Below are 22813 nucleotides of genomic sequence, written 5' to 3'. Positions count from 1 at the left end.
CGCCGGACCGCCCCGCTCACGCGGACCGCGCGCCGTACTTCCGCACGTACTCCCGCGCCACCCGCTCCACCTCGGGGTGGAGCACGTCCCCGGCGGCCAGCACGCGCGGCAGCAGTTCGCGCTCGGTCATCAGGGCCCGGAACTCGAAGGCGACGGTCACCTCGTGCGCGGGCCGGTGCACGACCTCGACGGCGTCCCCCGCCCGGATCTCGCCGGGCTCGATCACCCGCAGGTACGCGCCCGGCCGCTTCTCCTGCGTGAACCGCTTGACCCAGTGCTTCTCGCCGACATGCCCCTGGAAGGTCTTGCACGGTATCCGGCTCGCGCTCACCTCCAGGAGCAGCTCGGGGCCGATCCGCCAGCGTTCTCCGATCCTGGCGCCGCACACGTCGACGCCCTCGGTGGTGAGGTTCTCGCCGAACGCGCCGCTGGGCAGCGTCCGGCCGAGGGTCCGCTCCCAGGCGTCGAGGTCCTCGCGCGCGAACGCGTACACGGCCTGGTCGTGCCCGCCGTGGTGCCGCGTGTCGCACACGGCGTCCCCCGCGAGACCGCTGGCGCCGACGCCCTTCGCGCCGGGCGCGGCCACCCGCACGGGCCCGTCGACCGGCCATTTGTCGATTCCGGTGAGGCCCTCGGGCTGGTCGGTGTAGTCGACGGCCCTGGGCCGGCCCAGGTTCAAGGAGAGGAGCTTCATGGGACCGCACGCTAACCGACCCGTGACCAAAGTCGCCACGCGTTAATCGGCGCGGACCCCAAGTGGCGCTTATGCTTGACGCATGATCGAGGCCCGTCATCTCCGTGTCCTGCGCGCCGTGGCCGCCACCGGTTCCTTCTCGGCGGCCGCCCGGGAGCTGGGCTGCACCCAGCCCGCCGTCAGCCAGCAGATGAAGGCCCTGGAGAGTTCGGCCGGCACGCCGCTGCTGATCCGCACGGGCCGCGAGATGCGCCTGACCCAGGCGGGCGAGGCGCTCGTCCGGCACGCGGCGGGCATCCTCGCCGGGCTCACCGCGGCCGAGGAGGAGGTCGCCGCGATCGCGGGCCTGCGCGCCGGGCGCGTCCGCCTCGTCTCCTTCCCCAGCGGCAGCTCGACCCTGGTCCCGACGGCGCTGGCCGCCCTGCGCGCCGAGCACCCGGGCACCCGCGTCTCCCTGGTGGAGGCCGAACCGCCGCGCTCGGTGGAGATGCTGCGCGAGGGCGACTGCGACGTGGCGTTGGCCTTCCGGTACGAGGGGCGGCCCGAGGAGCCCCGGCAGAAGGGCGGCGCCGGGAGGCGGGAGGCCGAAGAGGCGCACGCGGCGGAGGAGTGGGAGGACCTCGTCGTACGTCCCCTGCTCGCCGACCGCCTCGTGGGCCTGGTCCCCGAGGCGCACCCGCTCGCCGGGGCGGGCTCGGTGACCATCGACGCGCTGGCCGACGACCCGTGGATCGCGGGCTGCCCGCGCTGCCGCCGACAGCTCGTCGAGGTGTGCCGCGGCGCCGGGTTCGTGCCGCGCATCGACTTCGCCACGGACGACTACCCGGCGGTGGTCGGCCTCGTCGGCGCGGGGCTCGGAGTTGCCGTCCTGCCCGAACTGGCCATCGAGTCCGTTCGGCCCAAGGGTGCACGCACAGTGACCGTCGAGCCGCCCGTGCGGCGCGAGATCGTCGCCCTCACCCTGCCCGATCTGGCCCAGGTCCCGGCGGTCGCCGCGACCCTCGACCACCTCGCGAAGGCCGCCACCCGCTGAGCGCGGGCGCGCCCCGGCCCGTCCGCGGCCGCAGGTGTCCGCCGTTCGAGCAGAAACGTTCCTTCAGTGGTCGTCCGCGGTGCTCGCGACCCCGCCGCCACCCGCGGCCGACGCCGTGACGAGCCGGTTGCGGGCCCGCCCCATCAGCTCTTCGCGCTCATCCTCGGTCAGCCCGCCCCACACGCCGTACGGCTCACGCACCTGTAGGGCGTGAGCAGCGCACTCCGCGCGGACCGGGCACCTCATGCAGACCTCTTTCGCCGAGTTCTCGCGCGCGCTGCGCGCTGCTCCTCGCTCGCCTTCCGGGTGGAAGAAGAGCGAGCTGTCGACCCCGCGGCAGGCCGCGAGGAGCTGCCAGTCCCACAGATCTGCGTTCGGTCCGGGAAGGCGGGAGAAATCTGCCATTGCGTTGTCCCCTTGTAGCCGGTTGTGACGCGGATACGGTGCCCATGACCGTACATCTACTATCTAAGGAGATGAAAATATGACTCATTGCGAATCTAGCTACAGACACCAGCAAAAGGGAAGAAAAGCCGCTAAATGGGGCATGGCTTGTGATGAAACCTTGAGGGTCCGACGCGGCGCCTGCCCTGTGTCCGGCCCCTCACGTAGAGTGCCGAACGAGGCCGTCCGACCCGTAACTCTTTCGAGTGACCGTCGTTGAGAGTGCGGTGGCGGTTGAGAGAACAAGCGCTCGGGCATCTGTCCGAGAGCGTCGACCGCACAGGTGACGATTCGTAAGAAGCCTGGAGGCTCAAGGTGACGCGCATCAGCTGCGGAGGACGGTCATGACATCCGTCCTCGTCTGCGACGACTCCCCGCTTGCCCGAGAGGCGCTGCGCCGCGCGGTCGCGACCGTACCCGGCGTCGAGCGCGTGACGACCGCGGCCAACGGCGAGGAGGTTCTGCGCCGCTGGGGCGCCGACCGCTCCGACCTGATCCTGATGGACGTACGCATGCCCGGCCTGGGCGGCGTCGAGACGGTCCGGCGGCTGCTCTCCGCCGACCCCGGTGCGCGCATCATCATGCTCACCGTGGCCGAGGACCTGGACGGGGTCGCGCTCGCGGTCGCCGCCGGTGCCCGCGGATACCTGCACAAGGACGCCTCGCGCGCCGAGCTGCGGGCCACGGTGACGCAGGCGCTCGCCGACCCGACCTGGCGGCTCGCGCCGCGCAGACTGCGCTCGGCCGAGATGGGCGCGGCGCCCACGCTCACCGCGCGTGAGATCCAGGTGCTCGAAGGCATGAGCCACGGCCGGTCCAACGCGGAGATCGGGCGCGAGCTCTTCCTCTCCGAGGACACTGTGAAGACACACGCGCGGCGGCTCTTCAAGAAGCTCGGCGCCTCGGACCGGGCGCACGCCGTGGCGCTCGGCTTCCGCTGGGGCCTGGTGCGCTGACGCACCCCTCGGGGGTGCGGCGATTCGGTTGGCCGGTGGGTTTGTTCGGCTTCGTCGTGGCTGGTGGCGCCGTTCCCCGTACCCCTCGCGGGGCGCAGTACGGACGGTGCTCCCTCGTTTCGCCGCCGATGCCGCATCCTTGAGGTGTGGAGTTCCTCGGGGACGACGAGTCGGGCGAGCAGGGTCAGCGAGAGGGGAGGGCGCAGGAAATGAGTTCCGGCGCACCTGCTCATAACGCTTCGGTGCACAACAAGGACCGCGGTGCAACGGACCGAGCGGCGGCAAGGCACCATGGACCGATGCGCGACGACGAGGCAGTGACTCCGCGAGGGGTCATCGGTACGCTCGTCGGCCGCGCCGTCGACGGTGACGAGCAGGCCACGCACGATCTGCTCGCGCACGTCCATCCGCTGGCCATCCGTTACTGCCGGACCCGTCTCTCCCGGCTCCCGGGCGACGCCCGGCACTTCGTGGAGGACCTCGCCCAGGAAGTCTGCGTCGCGGTGCTGCTCGCGCTGCCGCGCTACAAGGACACCGGGCGCCCCTTCGAGGCCTTCGTCTTCGCCATCGCCGCGCACAAGGTCGCGGATCTGCAGCGCGCCGCCATGCGCGGCCCCGGTTCGACCGCCGTGCCGTCCGACGAGATGCCGGAGCGGCCGGACGACTCCCTCGGGCCCGAGGAGCGGGCGCTGCTCAGCAGCGACGCGGCCTGGGCCAAGAAGCTCCTCGCGAACCTGCCCGACAACCAGCGGGAGTTGCTGCTCCTGCGGATCGCCGTCGGGCTCACCGCCGAGGAGACCGGGCAAATGTTGGGCATGTCACCCGGCGCCGTGCGCGTCGCGCAGCACCGGGCCCTGAGCCGCCTGCGAGCGCTCGCCGAGCAATAGCACGCGGCCCCGGGCGCGTACGTGGGAACGTACAAAGTAAACCGATGATCTTGCTCGTGGAATGAGACACCGCCAGTTCCCGTTAGCATGGACATCCGCACCGATCAAGGCCATTTGGGGAAGGTGTCATGACTGCACACGGCGGTTCTTCGACTGGGGTGCCCGAGAAATTCGCGACACTCGGGCTGACCTACGACGACGTGCTGCTGCTGCCGGGCGCATCGGAGGTCCTCCCGAACGCGGTCGACACCTCGTCCCGCATCTCCCGCAACGTCCGCGTGAACATCCCGCTGTTGTCGGCCGCGATGGACAAGGTCACCGAGGCCCGCATGGCGATCGCCATGGCGCGCCAGGGTGGTGTCGGCGTGCTGCACCGCAATCTGTCGATCGAGGACCAGGTCAACCAGGTCGACCTCGTCAAGCGCTCCGAGTCCGGCATGGTGACCGACCCGATCACCGTGCACCCGGACGCGACGCTGGCCGAGGCCGACGCGCTCTGTGCCAAGTTCCGTATCAGTGGTGTCCCGGTGACCGACGCGGCGGGCAAGCTGCTCGGCATCGTCACCAACCGCGACATGGCCTTCGAGAACGACCGCACCCGTCAGGTGCGCGAGGTCATGACGCCCATGCCGCTCGTGACCGGCAAGGTCGGCATCTCCGGCGTCGACGCCATGGAGCTGCTGCGCCGCCACAAGATCGAGAAGCTGCCGCTCGTCGACGACGCGGGGATTCTCAAGGGCCTCATCACGGTCAAGGACTTCAAGAAGGCCGAGCAGTATCCGAACGCCGCCAAGGACGCCGAGGGCCGCCTCCTCGTCGGCGCCGCCGTCGGCGCCAGCCCCGAGGCGCTGGAGCGGGCGCAGGCGCTGGCCGCCGCCGGGGTCGACTTCCTGATCGTCGACACCTCGCACGGCCACAACAGCAACGCGCTGAGCTGGATGTCGAAGATCAAGTCGGGCGTGGGCGTCGACGTCATCGGCGGCAACGTCGCGACGCGCGACGGAGCGCAGGCCCTCGTCGACGCCGGTGTCGACGGCGTCAAGGTCGGGGTCGGCCCGGGCTCCATCTGCACCACGCGCGTGGTCGCCGGCATCGGCGTCCCGCAGGTCACCGCCATCTACGAGGCGGCTGTCGCGGCGCGTGCGGCCGGCGTCCCGGTCATCGGCGACGGCGGCCTCCAGTACTCCGGCGACATCGGCAAGGCGCTGGCCGCCGGCGCCGACACCGTGATGCTCGGCTCGCTCCTCGCGGGCTGCGAGGAGTCGCCGGGTGAGCTGATGTTCATCAACGGCAAGCAGTTCAAGTCGTACCGCGGCATGGGTTCGCTCGGCGCCATGCAATCCCGTGGCCAGGGCCGCTCGTACTCCAAGGACCGGTACTTCCAGGCCGAGGTCTCCTCCGACGACAAGCTCGTGCCCGAGGGCATCGAGGGCCAGGTGCCCTACCGCGGCCCGCTCGCCAACGTGCTGCACCAGCTCGTCGGCGGCCTGCGCCAGACGATGGGCTACGTGGGCGCGGCGAGCGTCGACGAGATGGAGACCAAGGGCCGCTTCGTGCGCATCACGTCCGCGGGTCTCAAGGAGAGCCACCCGCACGACATCCAGATGACGGTCGAAGCGCCGAACTACAGCCGTAAGTAACACCGACGCCGGTTGAGGGGCGGACCCGGATCGCCGGGGCCGCCCCTCACTCGTGTGTCGGGGATACTGGACAGGCAGACCCAGAGGGAAAGGCCCACACCACGTGACTGAGATCGAGATCGGGCGCGGCAAGCGCGGCCGCCGCGCGTACGCCTTCGACGACATCGCCGTCGTACCGAGCCGGCGCACCCGCGACCCGAAGGAGGTCTCGATCGCCTGGCAGATCGACGCCTACCGCTTCGAGCTGCCGTTCCTGGCCGCACCCATGGACTCCGTCGTCTCGCCGCAGACCGCCATCCGCATCGGCGAACTGGGCGGTCTGGGCGTGCTGAACCTCGAAGGTCTGTGGACCCGGTACGAGGACCCGCAGCCGCTGCTCGACGAGATCGCCGAGCTGGACACGGACAACGCGACGCGTCGCCTCCAGGAGATCTACGCGGCCCCCATCCAGGCCGACCTGATCGGGCAGCGCATCAAGGAGGTGCGCGACTCCGGTGTCGTCACCGCCGCCGCGCTCTCCCCGCAGCGCACCGCCGAGTTCTCCAAGGCCGTGGTGGACGCGGGCGTCGACATCTTCGTGATCCGGGGGACGACCGTCTCCGCCGAGCACGTGTCGGGCGCCGCCGAGCCGCTCAACCTGAAGCAGTTCATCTACGAGCTCGACGTGCCGGTGATCGTCGGCGGCTGCGCCACGTACACGGCCGCGCTGCACCTGATGCGGACCGGCGCCGCGGGCGTCCTGGTCGGCTTCGGCGGCGGGGCCGCGCACACGACGCGCAACGTGCTGGGCATCCAGGTGCCGATGGCGACCGCCGTCGCCGACGTCGCCGCGGCCCGCCGCGACTACATGGACGAGTCCGGCGGCCGGTACGTGCACGTCATCGCCGACGGTGGCGTGGGCTGGTCCGGCGACCTGCCGAAGGCCATCGCCTGCGGCGCGGACGCCATCATGATGGGGTCGCCGCTGGCCCGCGCCACCGACGCGCCCGGCCGCGGCCACCACTGGGGCATGGAGGCCGTCCACGAGGACGTGCCGCGCGGCAAGAAGGTCGACCTGGGCACCGTGGGCACCACCGAGGAGGTCCTGACCGGGCCCTCTTCGACGCCCGACGGGTCGATGAACATCTTCGGCGCGCTGAAGCGGGCCATGGCCACGACCGGCTACAGCGAGCTCAAGGAGTTCCAGCGGGTCGAGGTCACGGTGGCCGACTCCCAGCACCGGCGCTGACGCTGTGTTGTAGCAGGACATGAGTGGGGCCCCGCCTTTGTGGCGGGGCCCCACCCTTTTGCCTGCCTGCGGGGCGGGTCAGGCGGCCGCGCGCTTGGCGGCGCCGAACGCGGCTATCGCCGCCACGGCGAAGAAGACGAAGCTGAGGAAGTCGGAGTCGGCCTTCCACGCCTCGTTGAGCAGGCTGAAGTGCTCGAAGAACAGCTCGGTCACCGTCACCGGGAGCTGCTTGGCGCCGATGATGGCCTCGCCGAGCAGCTGGCCGAAGTAGACACCGATCAGCGACAGGGCAGCGGCGACGACGGGTGCCGCGGAGTTGCGGCCGCCGACCTTGCCGGTGACGAGGCCGACCAGGAAACCGACACCGACCGCCGCGTAGCCGATCTCGTGCTCGGTGCCGCCGAGTATCCCGCCGTACGCGCCGCCCGCGGCCAGCATCGTCACGAAGCCGGCGAGGATGCCGAGGCCCAGATTGCCGCGTGCGGGCGCCTGCGGTGGTGCCATCGGGAAGCCCGGCTGTGCCTGCTGCTGCGGGAACGGGGCGTACGGCTGCTGCTGTTGCTGCTGCGGGTAGCCGTAGCCCGGCTGGGGCTGCTGGCCCTGCGGCGGCTGCTGCGCGTACGGGTTGGCGTCCTGTGGCGGCGGTGGCTGGGTCATGCGGTCCCCCGAAGAGTGAACATGGGCACGGGTGTGCCCAGAAAGGCCGCAGAGTAGCAGTCAGAGGCGATGGGCGGCGCCCGCCGGAGTCGCGCCCCTGGTGTCCAGGAGGAGTTGGGCCTTGACCGCCAGGCCCTGCAGGTCGTACGTGCGGTGGTGCTGGAGCAGGATCGTCAGGTCGGCGTCGGCCGCGGCCTCGTAGAGGGTGTCCGCGCGGGGGACCGGGCGGTCCAGGACGTTCCAGGACGGGACGTACGGGTCGTGGTAGCTGACGGCCGCGCCGAGGTGCATGAGGCGGGTGGCGATCTCCTGGGCGGGGGCGCCCTGCCGGTCGGCGAGGTCGGGCTTGTACGTGATGCCGAGGAGCAGGACGCGGGCGCCGCGGGCGGACTTGCCGTGCTCGTTGAGGAGCGCGGCCGCGCGCTGGACGACGTAGCCCGGCATGTTGTCGTTGACCTGGCGGGCCAGTTCCACCATGCGCAGGGGGCGGGTGGGGAAGTGGCGCGAGGTGAGGTCCTGGGGGAGGGCGTGGCCGCCGACGCCGGGGCCCGGGCGGAAGGCCTGGAAGCCGAAGGGCTTGGTCTCGGCGCAGCGGATGACGTCCCAGAGGTCCACGTTCAGGTCGTGGCAGAGCACGGCCATCTCGTTGACCAGGGCGATGTTGACGTGCCGGTAGTTGGTCTCCAGGAGGTGCACCGTCTCCGCCTCGCGGGGGCCGCGGGCGCGGACGACCTTGTCGGTGAGGCGGCCGTAGAAGGTGGCCGCCGATTCCGTGCAGGCGGGGGTGTAGCCGCCGATGACCTTGGGGGTGGCGGCGTAGGTGGTGGCACGGTTGCCCGGGTCGAGCCGGGTGGGGGCGTGGGCCAGGTGGAAGTCGCGGCCCGCGCGCAGCCCGGAGCCCTCTTCGAGGAGGGGGAGCAGGAGGGTCTCCGTGGTGCCCGGCGGGACCGGCGATTCGATGATCACCGTCGTGTGCGGGCGGAGGTGGGCGGCCAGGGTGCGGGTCGCCTCGACGACGGGGCCGAGGCAGGGGGTGCCGTCGGCGTCGGGCGGGGTGGGGGCGCAGATGACGGCGGTGCGTACGCGGCCCAGTACGGCGGGGTTCGCGGTGGGGCGGAAGCCGCCGGCGAGCATGCGGCGGACGTCGGCGGCGGTCAGGGCCGCGTCGTCGCCGTCGCCCGGGACGCGGCCCGCGGCGAGGTCCTGGGCGCGGGCCGGGTCGTGGCCGACGGTCGCGATCTGTGCGGCGACGGCGGCCTGGGCGAGGGGCAGGCCGAGGTGGCCGAGGCCGATGACGGCCAGGTCCTGCCGGGAGTTCCCGCGCGGGTGGAGGAGCGGCGTGCGGTGCGTGCCCTCGGTGTGCCGGACGGCAGCGCCGGTGGCGGAGGTCCGGCCGTCGGCCGGGGTGGTGAGGGGGCGTGCCGGGCGTCGCGACGCCGCGGGGGAACTCCCGACAGGCCTTGGTTCTGCGGGCATGGCGGTTGCCGTCCTTCCCGGGAGGCGGACCCGGCTTCTAGCCGGGGCGGGACGAGTGCGCAAGCCCGGTGGACAGGACGGGCGAGCGCACTGTCACACTAGGAGTAAATATGACCGATATGCGGTATTGCGCCGCCCCGTGGCGCGGAGTGTTGCCGGGCCGGCCGCCCGGTCCTCGTAGTGGCTGGAACCGGGCAGTCGGTGAAGAATCGGGACATGCCGCACCCGGTGCCCTGCTTGCGCCCCGTGAGCCCGGGTACATCTGCCGGTGAGGCCGACGCCGACGAATGCGGGAGGCAGCAGTGAAGGCAGCGACACTGGGACCCGGGCAGCGTGCGGAGGCCCTGGCGGCGATGGCCGAGGGTGAGCTGGACATTCTTGTCGTGGGCGCCGGGGTGGTCGGCGCGGGCACCGCGCTCGACGCCGCGACCCGGGGCCTGGCCACCGGTCTCGTCGAGGCGCGGGACTGGGCCTCGGGCACGTCGAGCCGGTCCAGCAAGCTGATCCACGGCGGGCTCCGGTACCTGGAGATGCTGGACTTCACTCTCGTACGGGAGGCGCTCAAGGAGCGGGGGCTGCTCCTCGAACGCCTCGCACCGCATCTCGTGAAGCCCGTGCCGTTCCTGTACCCCTTGCAGCACAAGGGGTGGGAGCGGCTCTACGCGGGCTCGGGCGTCGCCCTCTACGACGCGATGTCCATGGCCCGCGGGCACACGCGCGGGCTCCCCATGCACCGGCATCTGTCGCGGCGGCACGCGCTGCGGGTCGCGCCGTGCCTGAAGAAGGACGCGCTGGTCGGCGCCCTGCAGTACTACGACGCGCAGATGGACGACGCCCGGTACGTCGCGACGCTGGTGCGGACCGCCGCCGTGTACGGGGCCAAGGTCGCCAACCGGGCGCGGGTCACCGGCTTCCTCCGGGAGGGCGAACGGGTCGTCGGGGCGCGGGTGCGGGACGTGGAAGGGGGCGGCGAGTACGAGATCAGGGCCAAGCAGGTCGTCAACGCCACCGGGGTGTGGACCGACGACACGCAGGCCCTGGTCGGGGAGCGCGGGCAGTTCCACGTACGCGCCTCCAAGGGCATCCACCTCGTCGTGCCCAAGGACCGCATCAACTCGACGACCGGGCTGATCCTGCGCACCGAGAAGAGCGTCCTGTTCGTGATCCCGTGGGGCCGGCACTGGATCGTGGGGACGACGGACACGGAGTGGGACCTCGACAAGGCGCATCCGGCGGCGTCCAGCGCCGACATCGACTATCTCCTTGAACATGTGAACTCCGTGCTCGGCGTGCCCCTTTCGCGGGACGACGTGCAGGGTGTGTACGCCGGGCTGCGGCCGCTGCTCGCCGGGGAGTCCGACGCCACCAGCAAGTTGTCGCGCGAGCACACCGTGGCGCACCCCGTGCCGGGGCTCGTCGTGGTCGCGGGCGGCAAGTACACGACGTACCGCGTCATGGCGAAGGACGCCGTGGACGAGGCCGTGCACGCGCTCGACCAGCGGGTCGCCGAGTGCGTGACCGAGGACGTGCCGCTGGTCGGGGCCGAGGGGTACCGGGCGCTGTGGAACGCGCGGGCGCGGATCGCCGCGCGCACCGGCCTGCACGTCGTACGGATCGAGCATCTGCTCAACCGGTACGGGGCGTTGGCGCAGGAAGTGCTGGAACTCATCGCCGCGGACACCGGGCTCGGGGCGCCCCTCGGCGGCGCCGACGACTATCTGCGGGCGGAGGTCGTGTACGCGGCCTCGCACGAAGGGGCCCGGCACCTCGACGACGTGCTGACGCGGCGCACCCGCATCTCCATCGAGACGTTCGACCGCGGGACCCGCTCCGCGCGGGAGGCGGCCGAACTGATGGCGCCGGTGCTCGGCTGGGACAAGGACCAGGTGGAGCGGGAGATCGAGCACTACGAGAAGCGGGTGGAGGCCGAGCGGGAGTCCCAGTTGCAGCCGGACGACCTCACGGCCGACGCGGCCCGCCTCGGCGCGCCCGACATCGCGCCGCTGTGACGGATCAACGCGCACCCCGCGCCCGCCCTTTGAGGAGCCGTCGGACCGCCCCGCGAGAGCAGGGGCCCGTGGGGATGGAGCGGGCCACTGTTCCTCCGGTGATCAGGAGGGTCATCCCCAGGGCCTTGCCCTTGGTGACGAGCAACGGAAGAGTGGCCTCCACAGAAGGATCAACGGGTGGCGTGCTGCCCGGATTCAGACAGAGCGGGACGTAACCGGGAACGGCGCCACTGGGGTGACCCTGGGCGTCGGACGGTCCTCGCGTAGGGGACAATGAAGGCTCTGTCAGGGCGGGTTGCAGAGGGGACGCATGTCGGAGGCGGAGCGGGCGGGCGAGACCCGTCAAGGCAAGAACGCTCGTCAGGACTCGTCCGCGCAGGACGTTCAGGGCGTACGCGACGATCGGGACGGGCAGGGGCCCTCCGACCGGGACTCCTCCACCGGCCAGGACACGACCGGCGGGAAAGGGACCGGGCGGCTGCTCGCCGGGCGGTACCGCCTCGGCGACGTGCTCGGCCGGGGCGGCATGGGCACCGTCTGGCGGGCCAAGGACGAGACGCTCGGGCGCACGGTCGCGGTGAAGGAGCTGCGCTTCCCGTCGAGCATCGACGACGAGGAGAAGCGGCGCCTCATCACCCGGACCCTGCGCGAGGCGAAGGCGATCGCCCGGATCCGCAACAACGGGGCCGTCACCGTCTTCGACGTCGTCGACGAGGACGACCGGCCGTGGATCGTCATGGAGCTCGTCGAGGGCAAGTCCCTCGCCGAGGCCGTGCGCGAGGACGGGCTGCTCGAACCCAAGCGCGCCGCGGAGGTCGGGCTCGCCGTGCTCGACGTGCTGCGCTCGGCGCACCGGGAAGGCATCCTGCACCGCGACGTGAAGCCGTCCAACGTGCTGATCGCCGAGGACGGCCGGGTCGTGCTGACCGACTTCGGCATCGCCCAGGTCGAGGGCGACCCCTCCATCACCTCCACCGGCATGCTCGTCGGCGCGCCCTCCTACATCTCGCCCGAGCGGGCCCGGGGGCACAAGCCGGGCCCCGCCGCCGACATGTGGTCGCTCGGCGGCCTGCTGTACGCGGCCGTGGAAGGCGTGCCCCCGTACGACAAGGGCTCGGCGATCGCGACGCTGACCGCCGTGATGACCGAGCCGGTCGACCCGCCGAAGAACGCGGGCCCGCTGGAGCAGGTGATCTACGGGCTGCTCGCCAAGGACCCGGCGCAGCGCCTCGACGACGCGGGCGCCCGCGCGCTGCTGACCGACGTCATCCACGCGCCCGAGCCGAAGCGGGCCCCCGAGCCGGAGCCGGTCGACGCCACCAAGGTCGTGCCGCTGCCGCCGCTGCCCCGCTCCGAGAGGGCGCAGGGCAAGGGCGGTGCGGCCGTCGCCGCCAAGGGTGAGGAGGCGGCGGAGAAGCTGCGGGGCGCGCTCAAGTCGGTGCGCAAGGCCGCCGCTGCCGCCACGGCGGCCCGCGAGAAGCCGGCCGCGCCCGTCGCGTCCGCCTCCGCGCCGGCGTCGTCCGGACGGATCCCGGCCCAGCCGGGCGGGCCGCCGCGCACCCCCGCCACCAAGGCGTCGATCACCGATGTCGTGCCGCGCCGCACGCTCGTGATCATCGCGGCCGTCGTGGCGCTCGTCGTCATCGGCGTCATCCTCGCGGTCTCCCTCAGCGGCGGTGACGACAGCGGCAGCGGGGCCAAGGGCGGTGACAAGGCCGTCTCCGCCGGGGCCACCGGCTCCGCCGACAAGGGCAAGGGCGCGGGCACGGGCCAGGACAAGGGCAAGGGTTCGAGCGAGGACGAGAACGAACCCGACGAGAACGAGCCGGACGAGAACGAGGGCGGGGCATCCGCCACCGGCCAGGGCGCCTCGCCCAGCAGCGACGGCTCCGGCACCGACGCCGACGCGACGACGTACAAGCACGCCCAGGGCTTCGCGATCGATCTGCCCAAGGGGTGGAAGTACGCCTCCACCAGTGCCGCCGGGGCGCGCTTCGCCGGCCCGGACGGACAGAAGCTGCTGGTCGGCTGGACCGGCACGCCCAAGTCCGACCCGGTCAAGGACTGGCAGAACCAGGAGAACTACATGCGGCGTGCCCAGTACGACCGCATCCGCATAGCGGCGGTCGACTACCGCGGCTGGAAGACCGCCGACTGGGAGTTCACGTACGTCGACGGGGGCACCAAGTACCACTCGACGGACCGGGGTTTCGTGGTCAGCGGTTCGCAGGGGTACGGACTGATGTACACCGCGAAGGACGCCGACTGGAACGGCGCGCAGCGCAAGTCGACATGGAAGACGTTCACCCAGTCCTTCAAGCCCAAGTCGTGAAAGCTCACGAGTCCTGAACCCGGAGGCCCTTCGGCACGTATCGTGAGTGCTTGCGGACCGTACGCAGCCGTATCAGGAGGCGTCGTGACGCAACAGTTCGTATAACTGGGCACACAGCGAACGGATTTGACCGCAGGGCGGAGCTGGGGAGGCGTCGTGGACGAGTACGCGGGACGGGTGCTCGCCGACCGGTACCGCCTCCCCGTACCGGCCTCCGACGCCTACGAGTTCGAGTTCGCGGAGAGCCGCGCCTTCGACACGTACAGCGGGCAGGAGGTCCTCGTCCGGCAGGTGCCGCTGCCGGAGGTCGTCGAGGCCGAGGTGCTCGACGCGGACGGGCTGCCGGCCGGGTTCAGGCCCGGCGCCGCCCGGCACTCCGCCGAGCCCGCCGTGGCGCGGGCCATCGAGGCCGCGCAGGCCGCCGCGCAGATACCCGACCACCCCCGGCTCGACCAGGTCTTCGACGTGTTCGCCGAGGGCGGGTCGCTGTGGGTGGTGAGCGAGGTCGTCGCGGCGCGGCCGCTCGCCGCGGTGCTGGCCGAGGCGCCGCTGAGCCCGTACCGGGCCGCCGAGATCGCCTCCGACGTACTGACCGCCTTACGGGCGCTGCACGCGCACGGCTGGGTGCACCGGAACATCACCGCCCGGACCGTGCTGGTCTGCGACGACGGGCGGGTCGTGCTGACCGGGATGGCCGCGGGCGCCGCCGAGGAGGCCCTGTGCGGGTACGACCCGCGGCCCCAGCCGTTCGCGGAGGAGCCGGAGTTCGGGGCGGGGGTGGAGGCGGCCGGGCCCCAGGTGGCTCACCTCCCCGCACCGCTGCCCGCGCCGGATGTCGCGCCGGACCCCGGGGACTACCGCGCCGCCAGGGCGGGGGCCATCGCCGCGTACCGCGCGGGGGCACGGGCCGCCGCGGGCGGGGAGTCCTGGCACGGGGCCGCGCCCCGGCCCCTTCGTGAGGTCGAGGGCGGTGCCCCCGCCGACTCCGCGGTGCGGCCCGCCCGGTGGAACGAACTGGTCGCCGGGGAGGCCGGCCCCGCGCCCGCGTCGGACGGGGCGGCGCCGGCCGGGTCCGGGAGCGGGCTCAGCGGTGTCGCCGCCGAGCGGGCCCGGCAGGTGCGGATGACCGTGGTCGGGCCCGTCACCGAGCGGTGGGCGCCCGAGCAGGCCTATCCCGTGCAGGACAGCTGGCAGTTGGCGGCGCCCGTGGGGCCCGCCACCGATCTGTGGGCGCTCGGGGCGCTGCTCTTCCGGGCCGTGCAGGGGCATGCCCCGTACCCGGAGGAGTCCACGCCGGAGCTCGTGCAGATGGTGTGCGCGGAGCCGCCCGCGTTCGCCGAGGAGTGCGGGCCGCTGCGGCCCGTGGTGGAGTCCCTGCTGCGGCAGGACCCGACCGAGCGGCTCGACTTCGAGGAACTGCGGGGCTGGCTGCGCTCGTTGGTGCGGTCCGCGCCGGAGCCGGAGGCGGGCGTGAACGTCGTGCCCGCGCCGCCCTTCGACGCGGCCCGGCTGCCGATCGTGCGGCGCCGGGGTGAGCTGGTCCGCAGACGCGCCCGGCATCGGCGCGGCCGCGTCGAGCGGGCACCCAGGGCGCAGCGGGCGCCCAAGGCGCCCAAGGCGCCAAAAGCACTGAAGGCACCGAAGCCGCCCCGGGCCCGGGAGGAGCTGCGGGCCGAGCGGGTGCAGCAGGCGCCGCGCGCGGCGGGCCGGGAGCGGCGGGCCGGGTCGCTCGGCCGGTGGCTGCTGGTGCTGGTACTGCTCGGACTCGTCGGCGCGGTGGCGTACGCGATGGTCTTCATGCCGAAGGACGAGACCGGCGCGGGGACGAAGGAGAAGGCCGGCTCGGTGGGCGGGGCGCCGGCGCGTTCGCCGTCCGCGTCCGAGGGCAAGGGCGACGGGAAGCCGCCCGCCCCGAAGCCCTCCGCGACCCCCGACGGCAGGAGCAGCTCCGACCCGTCGAGCACCGAGCCGCAGTCCGACGTCGCCGCCGGGTTCACGCTCCGCAAGGACCCCGAGGGCTTCGAGGTCGCCGTCGCCAAGGGCTGGCAGCGCCAGTCGAAGAACGGGCGGGGCCAGGTCCGCTACACGCACGGGAACTTCGAGCTCCTCCTCGTCCCCGGCCGGGACTCCACCGCCTCGTACGGCAGGGACCCGATGAAGTACCAGCGGGAGGACGAGCGCGAACTCCAGCCGTTCCGCGATTCGACCTGGGCCACGTCGAGCGGGATGAAGTCCATCGACGTCGGCGGACGGCCCATGGCCGAGGGGCAGTTCACCTGGCAGGGCTCGGACGGGCGCGAGGTGTTCGTACGCAATCTGGCCATGGTCGTCGGCGGGAAGTATCACGTCGTGCAGGTACGTGGTCCGGAGGCGGAGCGCGATGAAGTGACGCGGCTGTACGACCAGGCGTCGGCTACTTACGAGTACGGCGGCTGAAACGGGAGGTACCGGACGCGACACGCGTCACAGTGCTGTCTCCATGGCACCCCGCCTGTTCCTTGGGAGGCGCCCGCTCCCTAGTGTGGCCCTGTCAAGACCATGGGTGGGAACGTGAATCAGATGCAGGGCCAGCTCCTCGCGGGCCGTTACCGGCTCGGTGAATCGATCGGCCGCGGCGGCATGGGCCGCGTGTGGAGCGCCCATGACGAAGTGCTGCACCGGGCGGTCGCCGTCAAGGAGCTGACGGCCGCTCAGTGGGTGGCCGAGGCCGACCGGGCGATCCTGCTCGCGCGTACGCAGACGGAGGCGCGGGCCGCCGCACGCATCAACCACCCGGCCGTCGTCACCGTGCACGACGTGCTGGAACACGACGACCGGCCGTGGATCGTCATGGAGTTGGTCGAGGGACCCTCGCTCGCCGACGCCGTCAAGGAGCACGGCCGTATCGTGCCCACCGAGGCCGCGCGCATCGGCCTGTGGACGCTGCGGGCGCTGCGCGCCGCGCACGACGCCGGGGTGCTGCACCGCGATGTGAAGCCGGGCAACGTGCTGCTGGCCAGGGACGGCCGGGTCAAGCTGACCGACTTCGGGATTGCCCAGGTCGAGGGCGACTCGACCATCACGCGGACCGGCGAGATCGTGGGCTCCGTGGACTATCTCGCCCCGGAGCGGGTGAGCGGGGCCGAGCCGGGACCCGCCTCCGACCTGTGGGCGCTGGGCGCCACCCTGTACACGGCCATCGAGGGCGTCTCGCCCTTCCGGCGCACGTCGCCGATCAGCACGATGCAGGCCGTCATCGAGGACGAGCCCGAAGTCCCCGAGTACGCCGGGGCGATGGGGCCGGTGATCAGCGCCCTGCTGCGCAAGGACCCGGCCGCCCGGCCCACCGCCGACGAGGCCGAGGTGATGCTCGCCGAGGCCGCGGAGGGGCGGCGCGCCAGCGCGGCGCAGGCGTACGTACCGACGCAGGTGCACGTGCCGGGGCAGGGCAGGCCGTCGCAGACCGCCACGACCGTGACGCCGCCGGGGCCCGTACCGCCCGCTCCCGCACCGGCCGCCCGGCGGCGCTGGCCCCGGGTGCTGGCCGCCGTGATCGGGGTCCTGGTCATCGCGGGAGGCGGCGCGCTGACGGCGGTGAAGTACTTCGCGGACGGCCGGGACGACACCGGCGGGACCGCGGCGGGCCAGAGCGTCGAGGGCGGCGGATCCGGCGGGAGCGGGTCCGGCGGGAGCGGGTCCGGCGAGAAGGAGAAGCAGGGGACCGCGGCCGGGGCGATACCCGACGACTGGGAGCGGGTCGACGACATCGAGGGGTTCAGCCTGCGGCTGCCGCCCGGCTGGAAGCGGCAGGCGAACGGGGCGCAGATCGACTACACGCCCGACGGCGGGCAGCGGTTCGTCCGCATCGCCGTCGACAAGGCCTCGCAGTGGCCGGATTCCTACCAGCACCAGCTGGACCTGGAGAAGAACCTGCGGGCCAAGCTCCCCGACTACCAGCGGGTGGCGCTCGACTCCAACACGTTCCGGGACCGGCCGGGGTCGCTCTGGGAGTTCACCTGGACGGCCGGGAACCAGGACACGACGTCAGGGCCGCGGCACGCGATCGAGGAGACGTACCGGGAGGCGGACGGCACGGAGTACGCCATCTACCTGTCCGTACCCGCGGCCGAATGGGACGGGGCGCGGGAGCAGTTCGACGCCATACTGCGAGGGTGGCAGCCCGCTCCGTAACCGTTGCTGACCGGAACCGGACAGTCCCGGCCCGCGAGGGTGCGGCATGATGGGGCGCATGGGGACCGAGGGGGCCAACGCCCGTATGATCGGCGGGCGTTACCGGCTTGAAGCCGTGATCGGCCGAGGCGGCATGGGGGTCATCTGGCGGTCCACCGACACGTTGCTCGCGCGACAGGTCGCCGTCAAAGAGCTGGCCGTCGACCAGACGCTCTCCGCGGCCGAGGCGGACCAGCAGCGGGAGCGGATGCTCCGCGAGGCGCGGGCCGTCGCCCAGTTGCGGCACCCGAACATCATCGTCGTGCACGACGTGGTGCTGCACGAGGGGCACCCGTACATCGTGATGGACCTGGTGGACGGCGGATCGCTCGCCGACCGGATCGCGGAGCAGGGGCCCGTCGACGCCGTGCAGGCCGCGCGGATCGGGCTGGCGCTGCTCGGCGCGCTGCGCGTCGCCCACGCCGCCGGGGTGCTGCACCGGGACCTCAAGCCCGCGAACGTCCTCCTGGAGTCGGGCACCGGGCGGATCGTGCTCACCGACTTCGGGATCGCCCAGGTCGAGGGCGCCACCACGCTGACCGAGACCGGCGGCTTCGTCGGATCGCCCGAGTACACCGCGCCGGAGCGGATGGCGGGGGACAGGACCGGCGCCGGGGCCGACCTGTGGTCGCTCGGCGCGCTGCTCTGCGCCGCGCTGGCCGGGGAGTCCCCGTTCCGGCGCGACTCGCTCGGCGGCATCCTGCACGCCGTCGTGTACGAGGAGATCCGCCCGCCGGCCGAGACGACCCCGCTGCTCCCGGTGGTCAGGGGCCTGCTGGAGCGGGTGCCCGACCGGCGCATGGGCATCGACGAGGCCGAGCGGCTGCTGCGCGCCTACGTGGCCACGGGCGCGACCCCGCAGCCGGCGCCGCCGCACGCGCCGTACTCGCCGACCATGGCGGACGCGGTCGTGGTGCGCAGGCAGCGGATACCGACGCGGGTGCTGCTGGTGGCCGCGGCCCTCGTCGCGGCGGTCACCGGGGCCGGGATCTCCGCCGCCGCGCTGCTCGCCGGACGGGACGACAACGCGCCGCAGCGGCCCCCCAGTTCGGCGTCGGGGCCCTCGCGCACGGGGACGGCGCCGGCCTCGCCCACCCCGACCGTGACCGTCACCCGGGAGGAGACCCGCACCGCGACGCCGCGGCCCACGGCGCCGCCCGGGTACCGGACCGTCGAGGATCCGAAGGGGTTCGCTCTCGCCGTGCCGAAAGGGTTCACCCGCTCGCTCGACGGGCCGCGGGTGTTCTACATGTCGCCGGGCGAGACCTTCCGCATCGGTGTGCGCAGCTCCGCGCCGCAGAGCGGGGGGCCCGCCGGCGCGCAGCGCAGGGCCGCCGCCGCGGGGCCGCGCACCAACCCCGGGTACCGGGGCGGGAAGGTCACCGACACCTCGCACGACGAGCACGACGCCGCGCTGTGGGAGTTCACCTGGGACGGCTTCAGCACCGCCGAGGGGCCCCGGCACACCGTCGACCTGTGCTGGGAGGAGGACGGCCGGATGTACGACGTGTGGGTGTCGGCGCCGGTCGGCAGGGTCGACGAGGCCCGCGCGTACTTCGATGCCGCCGTCGACACCTTCGCCCCTTCTGCGGGGGAATGATGACCGGTGCGGCACCAGGGCGGTCACAACTCCGTGACCCGGGTGGAACCGGGGGGCGCCCGCACGGTAGGGATGGACCCATGAGTGACAACGGGGGCACCTCCTACGGCCCGAACGAACCCACCAGCTTCGGTCTCCAGCCACCGCGGCCGGGGCCCGCCCACGTGCCGCACGAGGGAAACCCGTACGCGGCGGCCGCCCCGCCCGCCCAGTCGCACCGGTCGCCGGAGCAACAGCCGCACCAGCAACCGCAACCACACCAGCAACCGCAACCACACCAGCAACCGCACCAGCAGCAGCGGCCGGAGCCGACGCAGGTCGTGCCGGGGCAGCCGGACCCGGGCGCGGGCCGCCTGGTGGCCGGGCGCTACCGGTTGCTGAGCAAGCTCGGGCACGGCGGCATGGGCACCGTGTGGCGGGCCGAGGACGAGACGGTGGGCCGTGAGGTCGCCGTCAAGGAACCCCGGGTGCCGGACCACCTGCCGGACCGGGAGCGGGCGAACGTCTTCGAGCGGATGCGGCGCGAGGCGCGGGCCGCGGCCCGGCTCGACCACCCGGCGGTGGTCAACGTGCACGACGTCGCCGTCGAGGACGGACAGCCGTGGATCGTCATGGAGTTCGTGCAGGGCCGCTCGCTCGGCGCCGCGCTCCAGGAGGGCACGCTGGGCGCGCGCGACGCCGCCCGCGTCGGACTCGAGGTGCTCGGCGCCCTGGAGGCCGCGCACGCCGCGGGCATCCTGCACCGCGACGTGAAGCCGGACAACGTCATGCTCGGCCGGCACGACCGGGTGATCCTCACCGACTTCGGTATCGCCCAGGTCGAGGGCGAGACCAGTCTGACCGACACCGGCGGCTTCGTCGGCTCGCCCGAATTCATCGCCCCGGAAAGGGTGTTGGGGCAGCGCCCGGGTCCTGCCTCCGACCTGTGGTCGCTGGGCGTCGTCCTGTACGCGGCGACGGAGGGCGTCTCCCCGTTCCGCCGCAGCAACACGCCCGCCACGCTCCAGTCCGTGCTGAACGCGACCCCGGCCGCGCCCGCCGCCGCGCGGGGCCCGCTGGCCGACGTGATCAACGGGCTGCTCCAGAAGGACCCGGCGCGGCGCCCGAACGCGGCCCAGGTGCGCGCGCTCTTGGAGCGGGCCGCCGAGCCGCCCGCCCCGGAGCCCACCCAGGTCGTGCGGATCGGCTCCGCCCAGGGCGGGTTGCGGCTCGGCCGCAAGGCGCTGACGGGGATCGGGGTGGGTGTCGTGGTCCTGGCCGCGGCGGCGTACCTGGTGGTCGCGGAGCCGTTCGCCGGGCCGCTGCCGGACGGCTGGGAGAAACGCCCGGAGAAGGCGCTCGGGGTCACGGTCGCGGTCCCGGAGGAGTACCAGACCGGCCGGCCCACCGAGACCGACACCGACAAGAACTGGGTGACGTACACCGACTGGAGCGGCAGCGTCTGGATCGGCGTGAATGTGGCGCGCAAGAAGGACGACGCCCTGAACGAGATCAAGGGCTCCGCCCGCGCCCAGATGTACGACGACGACACCAAGTTCAAGGACTCCGGCGACTCAAGCCTCGACATGCCGGAGGGCGCGACGACCGCGCCGGACGACGACGCCAAGTTCAAGGAGCAGGACGCCGCGCAGAACACCGTCGCCTACAAGACGGACGACACCGAGAACCCCCGGCCGCGCGAGATCCGGTTCTTCTACTACAAGAACAAGGCCGGTGACATGTACCGGGTGTCGATCAGCTACCCGGGCAAGGGCGACTTCACCGACCGGGGCCGCGAGGTCGCCGATGACGTCCTCGCCAACCTGGACATTGCCGGGGAGTCCTGAGATTCCTTGGACGGCCCCGCAAAGCCCCTGATCAGCGGCTTTGCTGCCAGCGATCACTGGCGCGGTGTGTGTACTCGGTGAAAGCCCGTTACCGATGGGTACCGAAAGCGTCCGCTTCGGCATACGCTCCCCTCCATGACGGAGTCGCAGGCCACCCCCGAGAACGCAGAAGACGCAGCGAGCCCCGAGAGCGCGGCCACCGCGGCGCCGGCCGGCACCAACCCGACGGCCGCCGCGCCCCAGGGCGCGCGCACCGCTGCCGACGTGGTCACGCCCGAGCTGATCGCCCAGCTCACCCGGGGCGTGGTCGGCTCCGGGCGGACGGCGAACCACACGCCGTTCACCGGCGAGAAGCTGGCCGACCTGCCGGAGTCGACGCCCGAGGACGTGGCGACGGCCTTCGACCGCGCCCGCGCCGCCCAGGACGTGTGGGCGAGGACCCCGGTGCGCCACCGCGCCGCCGTGCTGCTGCGCTTCCACGACCTGGTCCTGGCCCGCCAGGCCGAGGTGCTCGACCTGATCCAGCTGGAGACCGGCAAGGCCCGGCTGCACGCCCACGAGGAGGTGCAGGCCGTCGCCGTCGCGGCCCGCCACTACGGCCGCAAGGCCCCCTCGTACCTGAAGCCCAAGCGGCACACCGGCGCGGTCCCCACCCTCACCAAGGTGACCGAGCTGCGCCAGCCGCGCGGCGTCGTGGGCCAGATCGCGCCCTGGAACTACCCGCTGGAGCTCTCCGTCGGTGACGCGCTGCCCGCCTTCGTCGCGGGCAACGCCGTGGTCATGAAGCCCGACACGGAGACCTGCCTGACCGCCCTGTGGGCCCGCGACCTCCTGATCGAGGCGGGGCTGCCCGCCGAGGTCTTCCAGGTCGTGCTCGGCGAAGGCCCGGTCGTGGGCCCCGAGCTGGTCAGGCACGCCGACTACGTCTCCTTCACCGGCTCCACCCGCACCGGCCGCGAGGTCGCCCAGGGGGCCGCCGCCCGGCTGGTCGGCGTCTCGCTCGAACTCGGCGGCAAGAACGCCATGTTGGTGCTCAAGGACGCCGACGTGGAGAAGGCCGCGGCGGGCGCCGTCCGCGCCTGCTTCTCCTCGGCGGGCCAACTGTGCATATCCATCGAGCGGTTGTACGTCCACGAGTCGGTCGCCGACGCCTTCGTCGAGCGGTTCGCCGCCCGCACCAGGGCGATGCGGCTCGGCACGTCGCTCGCCTACGGCGCCGACATGGGATCGCTCGTCGGCGAACGGCAGTTGGCGACCGTCAAGGCCCACGTCGAGGAGGCCGTCGCCAAGGGCGCCACGCTCGTCGCCGGTGGCGTGGCGCGCCCCGACATCGGCCCGTACTTCTTCGAGCCGACCATCCTGGACGGGGTCCAGGCGCCGATGGCCGTCTGCACCGAGGAGACCTTCGGCCCGGTCGTCTCCGTCTACCGCTTCACCGATGAGGACGAGGTCATCGCCCTCGCCAACGCGACGCCGTACGGCCTCAATTCGTCGGTGTGGACGAAGGACGCCAAGCGCGGCCACGAGGTCGCGGCCCGGCTGCGTACCGGCACCGTGAACATCAACGAGGGCTACGCGCCCGCGTACGGCAGCGTCCAGTCGCCGATGGGCGGCATGAAGGACTCCGGGCTCGGCCGCCGCCACGGCTCCGAGGGCCTCCTGAAGTACACCGAGGCGCAGACCGTCGCGCACCAGCGTCTGATGCCGATGGCGCCCTCCTTCGGCATGGACGACGAGAAGTACGCCCAGTTCATGACGCGCAGCCTGGGTCTGATGAAGAAGCTCCGGCTCAAGTAGGAGTCGTCGATCGTTCGAAGGAGAA

Annotated in this window: 16 protein-coding genes; 12 read left to right on the top strand and 4 right to left on the bottom strand. The window is 72.6% G+C overall.

Features of this window, described 5'->3' with window-relative positions:
• Positions 1 to 16: 16 nt before the first annotated feature.
• Positions 17 to 694 carry an MOSC domain-containing protein gene (locus tag ACZ45E_RS17765; protein ID WP_468221792.1) on the bottom strand — a complete coding sequence of 226 codons (678 nt, stop codon included), beginning with the start codon at positions 692 to 694 and terminating at the stop codon, positions 17 to 19.
• Between the two features lie 82 nt (positions 695 to 776).
• Here ACZ45E_RS17765 and ACZ45E_RS17760 point away from each other — a divergent pair, with 82 nt between their 5' ends.
• Positions 777 to 1727 carry a LysR family transcriptional regulator gene (locus ACZ45E_RS17760; protein WP_468221790.1) on the top strand — a complete coding sequence of 317 codons (951 nt, stop codon included), beginning with the start codon at positions 777 to 779 and terminating at the stop codon, positions 1725 to 1727.
• Between the two features lie 63 nt (positions 1728 to 1790).
• Here the strand turns inward: ACZ45E_RS17760 and ACZ45E_RS17755 are convergent, their stop codons facing one another.
• Positions 1791 to 2132: a WhiB family transcriptional regulator gene (locus tag ACZ45E_RS17755; RefSeq protein ID WP_468221789.1), complete on the bottom strand. Its 342-nt coding sequence runs from the start codon at positions 2130 to 2132 to the stop codon at positions 1791 to 1793.
• Positions 2133 to 2515: 383 nt separating this feature from the next.
• Here ACZ45E_RS17755 and ACZ45E_RS17750 point away from each other — a divergent pair, with 383 nt between their 5' ends.
• The 4 genes from ACZ45E_RS17750 to ACZ45E_RS17735 all read left to right on the top strand — a co-directional run bounded on the left by ACZ45E_RS17750 (position 2516) and on the right by ACZ45E_RS17735 (position 6882).
• The gene (locus ACZ45E_RS17750; protein WP_003948568.1) at positions 2516 to 3127 is read left to right on the top strand and encodes a response regulator transcription factor; all 612 of its coding nucleotides are present in this window, start codon (positions 2516 to 2518) and stop codon (positions 3125 to 3127) included.
• A gap of 299 nt (positions 3128 to 3426) precedes the next feature.
• Positions 3427 to 4014, top strand: a complete 588-nt coding sequence (locus tag ACZ45E_RS17745) for a sigma-70 family RNA polymerase sigma factor (RefSeq protein WP_404209986.1) — start codon at positions 3427 to 3429, stop codon at positions 4012 to 4014.
• 128 nt (positions 4015 to 4142) lie between these two features.
• On the top strand, positions 4143 to 5654 hold the full coding sequence (guaB, locus tag ACZ45E_RS17740; RefSeq protein WP_468221788.1) for an IMP dehydrogenase: 1512 nt from the start codon (positions 4143 to 4145) through the stop codon (positions 5652 to 5654).
• A 103-nt stretch (positions 5655 to 5757) separates the two neighbouring features.
• Complete coding sequence (locus ACZ45E_RS17735; RefSeq protein ID WP_468221787.1) at positions 5758 to 6882, top strand: GuaB3 family IMP dehydrogenase-related protein; 1125 nt, start codon at positions 5758 to 5760, stop codon at positions 6880 to 6882.
• Positions 6883 to 6960: 78 nt separating this feature from the next.
• On the opposite strand, the gene ACZ45E_RS17730 is transcribed toward ACZ45E_RS17735, so the two are convergent.
• The gene (locus ACZ45E_RS17730; protein WP_468221785.1) at positions 6961 to 7539 is read right to left on the bottom strand and encodes a hypothetical protein; all 579 of its coding nucleotides are present in this window, start codon (positions 7537 to 7539) and stop codon (positions 6961 to 6963) included.
• 60 nt (positions 7540 to 7599) lie between these two features.
• Positions 7600 to 9015, bottom strand: coding sequence for a nucleotide sugar dehydrogenase (locus ACZ45E_RS17725; RefSeq protein WP_468221784.1), 1416 nt, complete (start codon positions 9013 to 9015; stop codon positions 7600 to 7602).
• A gap of 302 nt (positions 9016 to 9317) precedes the next feature.
• On the opposite strand from ACZ45E_RS17725, the gene ACZ45E_RS17720 reads away from it, so the two are divergent.
• The 7 genes from ACZ45E_RS17720 (at position 9318) to ACZ45E_RS17690 (ending at position 22788) form a co-directional block, all read left to right on the top strand.
• Positions 9318 to 11024, top strand: coding sequence for a glycerol-3-phosphate dehydrogenase/oxidase (locus ACZ45E_RS17720; protein WP_468221783.1), 1707 nt, complete (start codon positions 9318 to 9320; stop codon positions 11022 to 11024).
• Positions 11025 to 11334: 310 nt separating this feature from the next.
• Positions 11335 to 13356: a serine/threonine-protein kinase gene (locus ACZ45E_RS17715; protein WP_468221782.1), complete on the top strand. Its 2022-nt coding sequence runs from the start codon at positions 11335 to 11337 to the stop codon at positions 13354 to 13356.
• Between the two features lie 156 nt (positions 13357 to 13512).
• On the top strand, positions 13513 to 15792 hold the full coding sequence (locus ACZ45E_RS17710) for a protein kinase (protein ID WP_468221781.1): 2280 nt from the start codon (positions 13513 to 13515) through the stop codon (positions 15790 to 15792).
• Between the two features lie 123 nt (positions 15793 to 15915).
• A complete protein-coding gene (locus ACZ45E_RS17705) occupies positions 15916 to 17526 on the top strand; it encodes a serine/threonine-protein kinase (protein ID WP_468221944.1) in 1611 nt (536 codons plus the stop codon).
• A gap of 58 nt (positions 17527 to 17584) precedes the next feature.
• Complete coding sequence (locus tag ACZ45E_RS17700) at positions 17585 to 19165, top strand: serine/threonine-protein kinase (RefSeq protein WP_468221780.1); 1581 nt, start codon at positions 17585 to 17587, stop codon at positions 19163 to 19165.
• 80 nt (positions 19166 to 19245) lie between these two features.
• Positions 19246 to 20991: a serine/threonine-protein kinase gene (locus ACZ45E_RS17695; protein ID WP_468221778.1), complete on the top strand. Its 1746-nt coding sequence runs from the start codon at positions 19246 to 19248 to the stop codon at positions 20989 to 20991.
• A 135-nt stretch (positions 20992 to 21126) separates the two neighbouring features.
• The gene (locus tag ACZ45E_RS17690) at positions 21127 to 22788 is read left to right on the top strand and encodes a succinic semialdehyde dehydrogenase (protein ID WP_468221777.1); all 1662 of its coding nucleotides are present in this window, start codon (positions 21127 to 21129) and stop codon (positions 22786 to 22788) included.
• The last annotated feature ends 25 nt before the right edge of the window (positions 22789 to 22813 follow it).

Source organism: Streptomyces sp. NPDC030991 (assembly GCF_055571235.1).
This window is presented reverse-complemented; position numbering and strand designations above follow the sequence as displayed.

Coding starts and splice junctions, on each gene's coding strand:
- ACZ45E_RS17755 (WP_468221789.1), bottom strand. CDS start 2,132: ATGGCAGATTTCTCCCGCCTTCCCGGACCGAACGCAGATCTGTGGGAC.
- ACZ45E_RS17745 (WP_404209986.1), top strand. CDS start 3,427: ATGCGCGACGACGAGGCAGTGACTCCGCGAGGGGTCATCGGTACGCTC.
- ACZ45E_RS17730 (WP_468221785.1), bottom strand. CDS start 7,539: ATGACCCAGCCACCGCCGCCACAGGACGCCAACCCGTACGCGCAGCAG.
- ACZ45E_RS17700 (WP_468221780.1), top strand. CDS start 17,585: ATGGGGACCGAGGGGGCCAACGCCCGTATGATCGGCGGGCGTTACCGG.
- ACZ45E_RS17725 (WP_468221784.1), bottom strand. CDS start 9,015: ATGCCCGCAGAACCAAGGCCTGTCGGGAGTTCCCCCGCGGCGTCGCGA.
- ACZ45E_RS17695 (WP_468221778.1), top strand. CDS start 19,246: ATGAGTGACAACGGGGGCACCTCCTACGGCCCGAACGAACCCACCAGC.
- guaB (WP_468221788.1), top strand. CDS start 4,143: ATGACTGCACACGGCGGTTCTTCGACTGGGGTGCCCGAGAAATTCGCG.
- ACZ45E_RS17760 (WP_468221790.1), top strand. CDS start 777: ATGATCGAGGCCCGTCATCTCCGTGTCCTGCGCGCCGTGGCCGCCACC.
- ACZ45E_RS17690 (WP_468221777.1), top strand. CDS start 21,127: ATGACGGAGTCGCAGGCCACCCCCGAGAACGCAGAAGACGCAGCGAGC.
- ACZ45E_RS17750 (WP_003948568.1), top strand. CDS start 2,516: ATGACATCCGTCCTCGTCTGCGACGACTCCCCGCTTGCCCGAGAGGCG.
- ACZ45E_RS17705 (WP_468221944.1), top strand. CDS start 15,916: ATGCAGGGCCAGCTCCTCGCGGGCCGTTACCGGCTCGGTGAATCGATC.
- ACZ45E_RS17715 (WP_468221782.1), top strand. CDS start 11,335: ATGTCGGAGGCGGAGCGGGCGGGCGAGACCCGTCAAGGCAAGAACGCT.
- ACZ45E_RS17765 (WP_468221792.1), bottom strand. CDS start 694: ATGAAGCTCCTCTCCTTGAACCTGGGCCGGCCCAGGGCCGTCGACTAC.